At 69.5% G+C, this 12,630-nt stretch carries 10 protein-coding genes; 3 read left to right on the top strand and 7 right to left on the bottom strand.

The window, feature by feature from the left end:
* The first annotated feature begins 33 nt into the window (after positions 1-33).
* A complete protein-coding gene (gene secG, locus DEJ19_RS10095; protein ID WP_017887256.1) occupies positions 34-285 on the top strand; it encodes a preprotein translocase subunit SecG in 252 nt (83 codons plus the stop codon).
* Between the two features lie 3 nt (positions 286-288).
* Complete coding sequence (locus DEJ19_RS10090; RefSeq protein ID WP_110862753.1) at positions 289-657, top strand: RNA polymerase-binding protein RbpA; 369 nt, start codon at positions 289-291, stop codon at positions 655-657.
* A 740-nt stretch (positions 658-1,397) separates the two neighbouring features.
* Here DEJ19_RS10090 and pgl read toward each other — a convergent pair.
* The 6 genes from pgl to tkt all read right to left on the bottom strand — a co-directional run bounded on the left by pgl (position 1,398) and on the right by tkt (position 9,713).
* Positions 1,398-2,168 carry a 6-phosphogluconolactonase gene (gene pgl, locus DEJ19_RS10085; protein WP_027465685.1) on the bottom strand — a complete coding sequence of 257 codons (771 nt, stop codon included), beginning with the start codon at positions 2,166-2,168 and terminating at the stop codon, positions 1,398-1,400.
* A 100-nt stretch (positions 2,169-2,268) separates the two neighbouring features.
* Positions 2,269-3,213: a glucose-6-phosphate dehydrogenase assembly protein OpcA gene (locus tag DEJ19_RS10080; RefSeq protein WP_027465684.1), complete on the bottom strand. Its 945-nt coding sequence runs from the start codon at positions 3,211-3,213 to the stop codon at positions 2,269-2,271.
* The gene (gene zwf, locus DEJ19_RS10075; protein ID WP_027465683.1) at positions 3,210-4,748 is read right to left on the bottom strand and encodes a glucose-6-phosphate dehydrogenase; all 1,539 of its coding nucleotides are present in this window, start codon (positions 4,746-4,748) and stop codon (positions 3,210-3,212) included. Before zwf ends, DEJ19_RS10080 begins: the two co-directional genes overlap by 4 nt.
* Before the next feature lie 22 nt (positions 4,749-4,770).
* Positions 4,771-6,369, bottom strand: a complete 1,599-nt coding sequence (locus DEJ19_RS10070) for a phosphoglucose isomerase-related protein (protein WP_111232968.1) — start codon at positions 6,367-6,369, stop codon at positions 4,771-4,773.
* Positions 6,369-7,481: a transaldolase gene (gene tal, locus DEJ19_RS10065; protein WP_111232967.1), complete on the bottom strand. Its 1,113-nt coding sequence runs from the start codon at positions 7,479-7,481 to the stop codon at positions 6,369-6,371. The genes DEJ19_RS10070 and tal overlap by 1 nt, the downstream gene beginning before the upstream one ends.
* Before the next feature lie 138 nt (positions 7,482-7,619).
* Positions 7,620-9,713, bottom strand: a complete 2,094-nt coding sequence (tkt, locus tag DEJ19_RS10060) for a transketolase (RefSeq protein ID WP_111232966.1) — start codon at positions 9,711-9,713, stop codon at positions 7,620-7,622.
* 424 nt (positions 9,714-10,137) lie between these two features.
* Here tkt and DEJ19_RS10055 point away from each other — a divergent pair, with 424 nt between their 5' ends.
* Positions 10,138-11,064 carry a heme o synthase gene (locus DEJ19_RS10055; protein WP_071403755.1) on the top strand — a complete coding sequence of 309 codons (927 nt, stop codon included), beginning with the start codon at positions 10,138-10,140 and terminating at the stop codon, positions 11,062-11,064.
* Positions 11,065-11,560: 496 nt separating this feature from the next.
* Here the strand turns inward: DEJ19_RS10055 and DEJ19_RS10050 are convergent, their stop codons facing one another.
* Positions 11,561-12,535, bottom strand: coding sequence for a COX15/CtaA family protein (locus DEJ19_RS10050; RefSeq protein ID WP_071403756.1), 975 nt, complete (start codon positions 12,533-12,535; stop codon positions 11,561-11,563).
* Positions 12,536-12,630 lie beyond the last annotated feature (95 nt).

The raw sequence follows: 12,630 nt of genomic DNA, 5'->3' as shown, positions 1-12,630 counted from the left end.
ACTGGTACGGCTGACTGACACGAAAGGTACGTCGTGGCGATACTCTCCGTCGTGCTGCAGGTCCTGCTCGCAATCACGAGCCTCCTGCTCACGCTCCTCATCCTGCTGCACAAGGGCCGCGGTGGTGGCCTCTCCGACATGTTCGGCGGTGGGGTCACGAGCAACCTCGGTGCGTCCGGCGTGGCCGAGCGCAACCTCAACCGCATCACGGTGATCCTCGGTCTGGTCTGGATCGTCTCCATCATCGTGCTCGGTCTCATCAACAAGTTCACGGCGGGGGTCTGATCCATGGCAAGCGGAGGCAGTGCAATCCGAGGGTCTCGCGTCGGCGCGGGACCGATGGGCGAACAGGACCGCGGGGTCCAGGCAGAGCGCGTGGCGATCTCGTACTGGGACGCCCTCGGCAACGAGGTCGTGCGGTACTTCGCCGCGAACTTGCCCGATGAAGAGATCCCGGAGACGGTGGACTCGCCGTCGAGTGGTCTGCCGGCTGGGCGCGACAAGGAGAACCCTCCCGTGGTCTCCAAGACGGAGCCCTACAAGACGCACCTCGCGTACGTGAAGGAACGCCGCACCGAGGAAGAGGCAGCGCAGCTCCTCGAGGACGCGCTCCAGCAGCTCCGAGAACGTCGCGGCACCGCGGCGAAGAAGAGCTAGCGCACACACGCTGCCGAAGGCCCCTGCACCGATGGTGTGGGGGCCTTGGTGCGTCCGGGGCAGGGGCGGCTCGGTCGCCGAGTGGTCAAGACACGCCGCGTGCGGTGCGCGCTGGTGGCGCGAACCGTCGGTTGCAGGCGCCGCAACCGACAGTTCGTGCCCACTCGGCGTCGTGCCGTCGGGGAGTCGCGGCCGTTTGGTGCCGGGTGCCGCGCCGAGTGCCGGTTCGCCGAGTGGTCACGACACGCCGCGTGCGGTGCGTCGTGGTGGCACGAACCGTCGCCCGCGGCCAACAGTTCGTGACCATTCGGCGTCGTGCCGGCGGGGCGGTGCGACCGCTCGGCGCCGGGGTGCCGCGTCCGGGTGCCGCGCGGGGTGCAGGTTCACCGAGGGGTCACGACACGCCGCGTGCGGTACGCCGAGGTGGCGGGAACCGTCGCCTGCGGCGCCCGCAAGCGACAGTTCGTGACCACTCGGCGTCGTGCCGGCGGGGAGTCGTGACCGCTCGGCGTCGCTCGGCGCCGAGGTGCCGCGCGGAGCGGCGGTTCGCCGAGTGGTCACGACACGCCGCGTGCGGTGCGCGGCGGTGGCACGAACCGTCGCCTGGGGCGCCCGCGGCCGACAGTTCGTGCCCCCTCGACTCAGGCGCTCGGGCGCGGCGCGCAGTGGGCGCGACCACAGACGGACGGGAGGCCCGGTGCCAGCTGGCACCGGGCCTCCCGTCCGTCAGGAACGCGCGTCTAGTACGTCGACGCGATCAGGTTCTCGGGGACGTCGCGTGCGGCGTCCTGGTCCACGAAGAAGACGGTGCGCTTGCGACCCTGCACGCCACCGACGGGGACGTCCTCGATCGACGCACCGGCGAGGGCCAGCCCGAGGACCGATGCCTTCTCGGCACCGGAAAGGATCACCCAGACGCGCTGCGAGGCGTTGATCACCGGGAAGGTGACGGTCAGACGCTGCGGCGGCGGCTTGGGGGAGTCGTCGACCGACACGACGGCACGGTCGGTGACGGTGAGCTGCGGGAACTCCGGGAAGAGCGAGGCGGTGTGTCCGTCTGGACCGACGCCAAGCAGCGTGATGTCGAAGCGCGGAGCGACGGCACCCTCGGGCGCGGCGTCCTGCAGCTCGCGCTCGTACTGGGTCGCAGCGGCCTCGATGTCGAGCCCGCCGTCCGACGCCGGCATCGGGTGGATGTTCGACGCGGGGATGTCGACGTGGTCGAAGAAGTCGGTTTGTGTGCCGATCGTGTTGCGGTCGGCGTCATCCGCCGGAACCCAGCGTTCGTCGACCCACCAGACGTGCACCTTCGACCAGTCGACGCTCTCGCGCGCCGGCGACTGGCCGATCGCGGCGAGGACCAGGGAGGACACCGAACCACCGCTGATCGCGATGTCGGCGCGCTCCTGCTCGTCGAGCACGTCGATGATCTTGGTGATGAAGCGTGCGGCGACCGAAGCGCCGAGGGCCTGCTTGTCCGGGTGCACGAGCACCCGCCGTTCGTTGGTCACGTGACTCCCGTGTTCGTGGCGGCCGACCGGTCGTCCGACCGCCTTCGGTCCGGTCGGGCCGCCTGCACCAGACAGGCGGCCCGACCGTGTGGGGTGTTGATCAGCGGGCGATGGTCTCGCGCAGCTGGGGCACCCCGTGCTTGACGACGTCTCCGAAGAGGACGTCCGGGTCGAGTCTACGGAGTTCCTCGGCCAGGCAGTCGCGCAGGTTGCGGCGTGGCAGCGACAGGTCGTGCGTCGGCTGCCCGGGCATCGAGAGCGTGGCGACGTCCACCAGGGAACGCTCGAGCTCGATGGTGCCGGACTCACGGACGAGCTTCACACCGTGGATGCCGCTCGACCCCGTCGCGCGCGGCGACGTGACGACGGACACCGGCACCTGGAGCTGCAGCTGCAGCCAGGCGGCGAGGAGGATCGTCGACGGGCTGTCGGACGCTCCGGAGACCTCGACGGCGGTGATCGGCTCGTACGGCGGCTGGTCGAGCGCCGCGGCGAGCTGGTTCCGCCACAGGGTCAGACGGGTCCACGCGAAGTCGGTGTCGCCCGGTACGTAGGACGCACCGAGTGCCTCGATCGCGCCGTTGGGGTCCTTCTGCGCGGCCGCGTCGGTGATCCGTCGCTGCGCGATGCGGCCGAGGGCCGAGGCCGCGGGCTGCTCGGGAGCGGTCTGCGGCCACCAGGCCACGACGGGTGCGTCCGGCAGCAGGAGGCCGGTGACCAGGCTCTCCTCGTCGGTCGCGGTCTCGCCGTACGCCCGGAGGACGATGACCTCGCTCGCGCCCGCGTCGCTGCCGACGCGGATCTGCGCGTCGAGGCGACCGGGGGACTTCGTGTCACCGCTGTTCTTCGAGACGATGATGACGCGCATCGGGTGCTCGCGGGACGCCTCGTTGGCCGCCTCGATCGCCTCTTCCTCGTGGCCGAGGGCCGTCGAGATGATGAGGGTCAGCACACGGCCGAGGGCGACGGCGCCGCCCTCTTCACGGATGCGGACGAGCTTCTTCTGGATCTTCGACACCGTTGTGTCGGGCATGTCGATCTTCACGGACGCCTCCAGGTCCGACCGTCGCGGGCGAGCAGGGCGTCGGCGGATGCCGGACCCCACGTGCCGGGACGGTACTGCTCGGGCTGGCCCTGCGTGGCCCAGAACTCCTCGATGGGGTCGAGGATCTTCCAGGACAGCTCGACCTCCTGGTGCCGCGGGAACAGCGGCGGGTCACCGAGGAGCACGTCGAGGATGAGTCGCTCGTACGCCTCGGGGGATGCTTCGGTGAACGCGTGGCCGTAGCCGAAGTCCATCGTCACGTCGCGCACCTGGGTGCCGACGCCGGGGACCTTCGAGCCGAAGCGGAGCGTGACGCCCTCGTCCGGCTGGACACGGATGACGAGCGCGTTCTGACCGAGCGGGGACTGCGTGTTGCCGTAGACGTCCTCGGGGACGCGCTTGAACACGATCGCGATCTCGGTCACACGACGACCCAGACGCTTGCCGGCGCGCAGGTAGAACGGGACGCCCTGCCAGCGACGCGTGGCGATGTCGAGCTTGATCGCCGCGTAGGTCTCGGTACCGGACTCCGGGTTCATCCCGGCCTCTTCGAGGAAGCCGAGCACCTTCTCGCCGCCCTGCCAGCCGCCGTCGTACTGCCCGCGGGCAGTGGCGGTCGACAGGTCCTCGGGCAGACGGACGGCGGAGAGCACTTTCTCCTTCTCGGCACGCAGGTCTGCGGCCTTGAACGAGACGGGTTCCTCCATCGCGGTGAGTGCGAGGAGCTGCAGCAGGTGGTTCTGGATGACGTCGCGCGCCGCACCGATGCCGTCGTAGTACGCGGCACGCCCGGCGACGCCGATGTCCTCGGCCATCGTGATCTGCACGTGGTCGACGTAGTTCGAGTTCCAGATGGGTTCGTACATCTGGTTCGCGAACCGGAGCGTCAGGAGGTTCTGGACGGTCTCCTTGCCGAGGTAGTGGTCGATGCGGAACACGTCGTCGGGCGCGAAGACGCTCTCGACGATCGCGTTGAGCTCGCGCGCGGTGCGGAGGTCGGAACCGAACGGCTTCTCGACGACCACGCGGCTCCAGGAGCCCTCGCGCTTCTCGGTCAGCCCGGACAGCTTCAGCTGCTCGGTGACGACTGGGAACATCTTCGGCGGGATGGACAGGTAGAACGCGTGGTTGCCCAGCGTCCCGCGCTCGGCGTCGAGGTCGTCGACGGTGCGCTTGAGCTCGCGGAACGCCTCGGGGTCGTCGAACGAGCCCTGGACGAAGCGGATGCCCTGTTCGAGCTGACGCCAGACGTCCTCGTCGAACGGGGTGCGCGAGTGCTCCTTGACGGCGTCGTGGACGAGCTGGGAGAAGTCTTGGTCCTCCCAGTCGCGACGAGCGAACCCGACGAGCGCGAACCCCGGGGGCAGGAGCCCCCGGTTGGCCAGGTCGTAGACCGCGGGCATCAGCTTCTTGCGTGACAGGTCGCCCGTCACGCCGAAGATGATGAGCGTGCTCGGTCCCGCGATCCGGTTCAGTCGACGATCCGTCGGCAGCCGGAGCGGGTTGTGCTCCGGGGTGATTGCCACCGGTGACATGAGTCGGTGAACTCCTTACGAGTCAGTGGGAGACGGCGGACGCGATCGCCGCGGTGGCGGCGTGGACGTCCGACGTCGTGAGGGTGAGGACCGGCCGGCCGTGCTCGGCGAGGACGCTCGCGTCGCCGGCTGCCTGGGCCCGGAGGAGCTGCCCGAACGTGAACGGCCGACCTGGGATCGCCAGGTCCTCCGCTTCGTCGGCCACGATCTGCAGGAACACTCCCGTGGCGGGGCCGCCCTTGTGGTACTGGCCGGTCGAGTGCAGGAACCGGGGGCCGTACCCGAAGGTGACGGGGCGCTCCGTGCGCGCCGCGATCGCGTCGCGCAGCGACTCGAGACCGCTGTTGGTGGTGCGGTCGACGTACGCCTGCACCGACACGTAGCCGGTCGGGTCGAGTGCGGACAGGAGGCCCGACACAGCTTCCGAGAGCGTCGCACCGACCGCGAGTCCGGGCGTCGCGTGGACGGCGATGCCGTCCTCGGAGAACGCCGGCTCGGCAGGAACGGGGCGGTCGTCGAGCAGCGCGCGGGTCGCGACCTTGGCGGCCTCGACGTCGGGCTGGTCGAACGGGTTGATGCCGAGCAGGCGACCGGCGACCGCGACGGCGTACTCCCAGACGAGGATCTGGCCACCGAGCGTGCCGGTGATCTCGACCTCGCCCTCGGCCACGTGACGCTCGTCCTCGCGCGAACCGACCAGGCGGATGACCTGGACGTCGGGCAGGCCGGCGGTGACCTCGGGGGAGTCCGCGTGCAGCACGACGGGCAGCAGGCCGCGGCCGTCCTTGCCGGTCGACTCCGCGATCAGCTGTTCGACCCAGTCGCCGAAACCGACGATGTGCGTGCCGTCGGGCACGATGGCGATCTTGTCGCGCAGCGGTTCGGTGCCCGCGAGGACCGCACCGAGCACGAGCCCGGGGTTCTCGTCCAGGTCGACCGAGAGCAGCGCGGAGATCGCGTCGGCCTCGTCGAGGAGCTCGGCGATGTCCGCTCCCGCGAGCCCGGAAGGCACGAGGCCGAAGGCGGTGAGCGCGGAGTAGCGGCCACCGACCGTGGAGTCGGCGGTGAAGACGCGGTAGCCGGCGTCGGTCGCAGCGGCCTCGAGGGCGGAGCCCGGGTCGGTGACGACGACGATGCGGCGCGCCGGGTCGATGCCGGCGTCGCGGAAGGCCTGCTCGTAGACACGGCGCTGCGAATCGGTCTCGAGCGTCGAGCCGGACTTCGACGAGACCACGAGCACGGTGCGCTCGAGGTCGGTCGTCACGGCCGCGCGGACCTGTGCGGGGTCGGTCGAGTCGAGGACCGTGAGGGGCACGCCGGCGGTGCGCGTGATGACCTCGGGTGCGAGGGACGAGCCGCCCATGCCGGCGAGGACGACGTGGTCGACCCCTTCGGCACGGAGCGACTCGCGCAGCGCGGTCACCTCGGCGACGAGCGGGCGGGAGACCGAGACGGCCTCCACCCAGCCGAGGCGCTTCGACGCCTCGGCCTCGGCGGTGGTTCCCCACAGATCGGCGTCCTGGGCGGTGATGCCCGAGGCCACCAGGTCAGCGACGAGCCGCGGGACCACCTGTTCGATGGCCCGCGCGGCGTCGCCGCTGGCTGCGATGGAAACCGTCACTACTTGGCGCCCTCGAGCGCTGCCTTGACGGTGTCGACGAGCTCGCCCCAGGAGACGTTGAACTTGTCCACGCCCTCCTTCTCGAGCAGTGCGACGACCTCGTCGTAGTCGACGCCCTGTGCGGCGAGCTGGTCGAGGACCTGCTGCGCCTGGTCGAACGTGCCGGCGATGGCGTCGCCGTGGATCTCACCGTGGTCGAACGTGGCGTCGAGCGTCTTGCCCGGCATCGTGTTGACGGTGTTCGGGGCGGCGAGCTCGGTCACGTAGAGCGTGTCGGGGAGCGACGGGTCCTTGACACCGGTCGAGGCCCAGAGCGGACGCTGCGTGTTGGCGCCGGACTCGAGCAGGCCGAGGGCACGCTCGGAGGCGAACGCCTCGGTCCAGACCTGGTAGGCGAGCTGCGCGTTGGCGATGCCGGCCTTCGACTTGAGGGCCTTGGCCTCGTCGGTGCCGACGGCGTCCAGGCGCTTGTCGATCTCGGAGTCGACGCGCGACACGAAGAAGGACGCGACCGAGTGGATCTTGGAGAGGTCGTGGCCGGCGGCCTTGGCCTTCTCGAGCCCACCGAGGTACGCGTCGATGACGGCGCGGTAGCGCTCGAGCGAGAAGATCAGGGTGACGTTGACGGAGATGCCGGCGCCGATGACCTCGGTGATCGCCTCGAGACCCTCGAGCGTCGCCGGGATCTTGATGAGGACGTTCTCCTTGCCGACCTTCTCGAACAGGAACTTGGCCTGCTCGATGGTCTTGGCGGTGTCGTGCGCGAGGCCCGGCTCGACCTCGATCGAGACGCGGCCGTCGAAGCCCTTGGTCTCGTCGTAGATCGGCTTGAAGACGTCGGAGGCGTTCGTGACGTCCTGCGTGGTGATCGCGAAGATCGCGTCGGTGACGTCGGTGCCCGCAGCGGCGAGCTCCTTGACCTGCGAGTCGTAGCGCTCGCCCTTGGCGAGGGCGGACGCGAAGATCGTCGGGTTCGTCGTCACGCCGACGACGTTCTTCTGCTCGATGAGCTCGGTGAGCTTGCCGGTTTCGAGGAGCTCGCGGGAGAGGTCGTCGAGCCAGATGCTCACGCCGACCGCGGAGAGGGCGGCGGTGGGGGTGTTCTCAGCCATGTGTTTCTCTTCTTCTTTCATCGACGGGTCCGTGAGGACCGTGAGTCGGGGTTTCGGGGACGGGAGGCACGTGGCGGAACCGAGCCGGGCCTCCCGGAAGAAGGGCCGGATCCGGAAACCGGACCCGGCCCTTGCAGGTCAGGAAGCTGCGATCGATTCCTTCGCGGCGGCCACGACGTGCTCCGTCGTGAAGCCGAACTCCTTGAAGAGCGTCTGGTAGTCGGCCGAGGCACCGAAGTGCTCGATCGAGACGCTGCGGCCCTTGTCGCCGACGATGTCGCGCCAGCTCATGGCGATGCCGGCCTCGACCGACACGCGAGCGGTGACGTCCTTCGGGAGAACCTGGTCCTGGTAGTTCTCGGACTGGGCGCGGAACCACTCGATCGACGGCGCGCTCACGACGCGGGCGTTGATGCCCTCGGCCTTGAGCTGCTCGCGAGCATCGACAGCGATCTGGACCTCGGAACCGGTCGCGATGAGGATGACGTCCGGGGTGCCGTTGGGCGCCTCGGCCAGGATGTACGCACCCTTGGCGACGTTCTTCGCCGAAGCGAAGACCTCACCGGACGCGTCACCCTCGCCACGCTCGAACACGGGGAGGTTCTGACGGCTCAGCGCGATGCCGGCCGGGCGGTCGGTGTGCTTGAGCATCTCGAGCCACGCGTACGCGACCTCGTTGGCATCGGCCGGGCGGACGACGTCGAGACCGGGGATCGCACGGAGCGACGAGACCTGCTCGATCGGCTGGTGCGTCGGGCCGTCCTCGCCGAGGGCGATGGAGTCGTGGGTCCAGACGTAGATCGCCGGCGCCTGCATGAGCGCGGCGAGACGGACCGCCGGACGCATGTAGTCGCTGAAGATGAGGAACGTGCCACCGAAGGGGCGGGTGTTCCCGTGCAGGACGATGCCGTTGAGGATCGAGCCCATGGCGTGCTCGCGGATGCCGAAGTGCAGCACGCGGCCGTACGGGTCGGTGCTCCACGTCGACGTCGAGGCCTCGGCCGGACCGAAGGACTTGGCGCCCTCGATCGTGGTGAGGTTCGACTCGGCGAGGTCGGCCGAACCGCCCCAGAACTCGGGCATCAGCGGCGCGATGGCGTTGATCACCTTGCCGGAAGCGGCACGGGTCGAGACGGCCTTGTCGGTCGGGAAGACCGGGAGCGCTGCTTCAAGGCCCTCCGGGAGCTCCTTCGACTGGACACGGTCGAACAGCGCCTTCTTGTCGGCGTTGGCGGCGGCCCACGCGTCGAAGGACTTCTGCCACTCGGCGTGCTCGGCCTGGCCCTTGGCGACGGCGCTGCGGGTGTACTCGAGGACCTCGGGGGCGACCTCGAAGGTCTTCTCGGTGTCGAAGCCGAGGATCTCCTTGAGGCCCTTGATCTCGTCGGCGCCGAGCGCCGAACCGTGGATCTTGCCCGAGTTCTGCTTGGTCGGCGACGGCCAGCCGATGATCGTCTTGAGGACGATGAGCGACGGCTTGTCGGTGACCTGCTTGGCGGCCTCGATCGCGGCGTGGAGCTCCTCGACGTCCTCGGAGTACTCGCCGGTCTTCTTCCAGTCGACGATCTGGACGTGCCAGCCGAGCGCCTCGTAGCGGTCGGCGACGCTCTCCGAGAACGCGATGTCGGTGTTGTCCTCGATCGAGATCTGGTTCGAGTCGTAGAACGCGATGAGGTTGCCGAGCTGCTGACGGCCGGCGAGCGAGCCGGACTCGTTCGTCACGCCTTCCTGCATGTCACCGTCGCCGGCGATCACGTAGGTGTAGTGGTCGAACGGCGACTGGCCGGCCGGGGTCTCCGGGTCGAACAGGCCGCGCTCGAAGCGCTGGGCGTAGGCGAAGCCGACCGAGGACGCGAGGCCCTGGCCGAGCGGGCCCGTGGTGATCTCGACACCGTCGGTGTGGCCGTACTCCGGGTGACCCGGGGTCTTCGAGCCCCACTTGCGCAGGTGCTGCAGGTCGTCGATCTCGAGCCCGTAGCCGTGCAGGTAGAACTGCACGTACTGGAGGATCGAGGCGTGACCGGCGGAGAGGATGAAGCGGTCGCGGCCGATCCAGGTGGAGTCGCTCGGGTCGCGACGCATCACCTTCTGGAAGAGCAGGTGGGCGAGCGGAGCGAGGCTCATCGCGGTGCCGGGGTGACCGTTGCCGGCGGCCTCGACCGAGTCGGCGGCGAGAACGCGGGCCGTGTCGACGGCCTTCCGGTCGATGGCGTCCCAGGTGAATTCAGCCACTTGGATGTTGACCCTTCTTGATGCGACATGTGCGAGGGCTCGTGCCATCGCACGGACATGTGGCCATCCCGGGGCCGAGTCGTGTCGCCGTCTAGCGGCGGCCGACCGGCTCATCGCGGCCGACGTCATCGGGGCGCGCACTGCGGGAGGGCGTGTCCAGCATAGTGACCCGGTACTCAGAAGGGGTTCAGGTGACCCCCGATGTTCACACCGGGGTGGCCGTCGACGGTCGATCCGGGCGTGTCGAGCGCGTCCGGATCACGCCGGGATGTCGGAGCGGGGCACCGTCGCGGCGCTTCCATCCCGTAAACTGATCGGGACCCGTGGACATTCCGGGTCAGCGCATGCCCGGACGCCGTCGCAGTCGTCCACCGAGTGTGCGAGCTGATGCGAACAGACTGAGGTTCTCTTGCCGACTGCCACCGTGACCCGGCCCGACACCGATCGACCCCGATCGCCGCTGTCCCGCAAGGTCCGTGCGTACGTCTCGTTGACGAAGCCGCGCGTGATGGAGCTGCTGCTCGTCACCACGGCGCCGACGATGTTCCTCGCCGAACGCGGCGTCCCCGACCTGTGGCTCGTCTTCTGGACGATGCTCGGCGGAGCGATGTCGGCCGGTTCGGCGTCGGCCTTCAACTGCTACATCGACCGCGACATCGACCGCCTGATGAAGCGGACCAGCACCCGCCCGCTCGTCACCGGTGAGCTGTCCGACCGCGAGGCCCTCGTGTTCTCGTGGGTGCTCGGCATCCTGTCGACCGCGGTGCTCGGCTTCCTGGTGAACTGGCTCGCCGCCGCGCTGAGCGTCATCGCGATCCTCATCTACGTGTTCGTCTACACGCTGTGGCTCAAGCGCCGCACCCCGCAGAACATCGTGTGGGGCGGCTCGGCCGGCTGCATGCCCGTGCTCATCGGCTGGGCGGGCGTCACCGGATCGCTGACCTGGACCCCGGTCATCCTGTTCATGGTGATCTTCCTGTGGACGCCGCCGCACTACTGGCCGCTGTCGATGAAGTACCGCGACGACTACGACGCGGCCGACGTGCCGATGCTCGCCGTGGTCCGTGGCCGCACCGTCGTCGGCCTGCAGGTCGTGCTCTACGCGTGGGCGACGCTCGTCTGCTCGCTCCTGCTCATCCCGGTCGGGCACATGGGGCCGCTCTACACGGTGGTCGCGCTGGCCGGCGGCATCTGGTTCGTCGTCGAGTCGCACCGCCTGTACTCGCGGGCCATCCAGCACGTCGAGCACGTGCAGCCGATGCGGGTCTTCCACAGCTCGATCACGTACCTGACGCTGCTCTTCATCGCCGTGGGCATCGACCCGCTGCTGCCGCAGGTCTTCACCTTCTAGGCGGGCGAGCGGGCGCCCGCGCGCGCTCGGTCCGCACGACGCCGTCGTGTCGATTCGACGCCGTCGTGTCCTGCTGACGCCGTCATGTCCGGTTGACACCGTCGTGTCCTGTTGACGCCGTCGTGTCGGCACGACGCCGCCACCACGCCGAGACGCCGCCGAACCCGGCGGCGTCTCGTGCGTTCGGCGGCGTAGCGGCAGGACACCGGCGTCCTGCGTCGGCCACGAGGCGGCCTGGAGGCGCGGTGCGGGCCCGCCACGGGCCTCCCGTCCGGCGTGACGGCCGTCGGCCGCGGGGCGGACGCGAGTCGCTGCGGACCGCGCGTGGTGCGGATGTCGACCTACGAAGTCGATGTCGTGCGACATCGGCGGTGTCGTTCCGCGTCAGCAGCGTGGCGCCCGCCCGTCCACGTCCGCCACAAACGCGACACCCCACGAGTCGAACGACTCGTGGGGTGTCGGAGAACGGGTGTCGAGCGCACGACGCGCCCGGACGTCAGGCGTCGATGGGTTCCCGGACGGCGTCTCGGCCGGCCGAGGCCCGCGTCGACAGCACCACGGCGGTCACCGCACCGACGAGCAACCCGGCGAGCACCATGTGCGTGCCGACGAGCCCGACGGGCAGACCCGTGCGTGCCTGCGTCAGGCCGACAGCGATCTGCAGGAACTCGACGACGAGCAGCAGCAGCGGCCACTTGCTCGGGCGGCCCAGGCGGACGGCTCCGATGACGAGCACCAGGGTCAGGGCGAAGAGGGCGTACGCGGGCCAGGCGTGCACGTGCTCCATGACCGCGGGGTCGAACCCGGTGCGGTGCAGACGCCCACCGTCGACGGCCGCGTCGGCTCCGGCGTGCGGGCCGCTGCCGGTGGTCAGGATGCCGACGAGCACGGTCACGACGACCGCGGCGACGGTGCCGCGGACGACACCCGTGTACCAGCGCGGGACGAGCCGCTGGGCGGTCCGCGGGCCGTGCGTCGTGCGGTAGACCAGCGCAGCGGTCACCGAGGTGAGGGCGGCGGAGACGACGAAGTGCAGCCCGACCACGAAGGGATTCAGGTTCGTCCAGACGCTCATGCCTCCGATGACGGCCTGGACCGGGATCGCGACGCCCTGAGCGAACGCGAGCCAGAAGAGTTCGGGGCGCGTGCGGAGCATCCGGACGACCGCGAGGAACATCGCGACGGCCACGATCACGAGCACGAAGGTGAGCAGACGGTTGCCGAACTCGATGATGCCGTGGATGCCCATCTCCGGCGTGGAGACCAGCGAATCTGCCGTGCACTTGGGCCAGGTGGGGCATCCGAGGCCCGACGCGGTGAGGCGCACGAGGCCTCCGGTACCGATCAGCACGACCTCGACCACGAAGGACGCCCAGGCCAGTGCGACCACACGACGGTCGACCACGCGGGGGAGCGACCACCACCGTCCGGTCCGGAGATCCTGCTCGACGGGGGATCCGACGCGTGTCACGAGGGTGGTGCCTTCCTGTTGTTCCGTGCAGTGAACCTGTAGGATTCGAGGGTTCAGCAGCAGTCAAGTCTAGGCAGGCGCCGGCTCCGAATGGG

This window comes from Curtobacterium sp. MCSS17_016, from assembly GCF_003234255.2.
Lineage (GTDB): Bacteria > Actinomycetota > Actinomycetes > Actinomycetales > Microbacteriaceae > Curtobacterium > Curtobacterium flaccumfaciens.
The sequence above is the reverse complement of the archived record's forward strand: the minus strand, read 5'-3'. Positions and strand labels throughout refer to the sequence as shown.

What these genes read in the sequence shown, in the direction of transcription:
- DEJ19_RS10090 (WP_110862753.1), top strand. Translation starts at nt 289, where the DNA reads ATGGCAAGCGGAGGCAGTGCAATCCGAGGGTCTCGCGTCGGCGCGGGA.
- zwf (WP_027465683.1), bottom strand. Translation starts at nt 4,748, where the DNA reads ATGTCACCGGTGGCAATCACCCCGGAGCACAACCCGCTCCGGCTGCCG.
- tal (WP_111232967.1), bottom strand. Translation starts at nt 7,481, where the DNA reads ATGGCTGAGAACACCCCCACCGCCGCCCTCTCCGCGGTCGGCGTGAGC.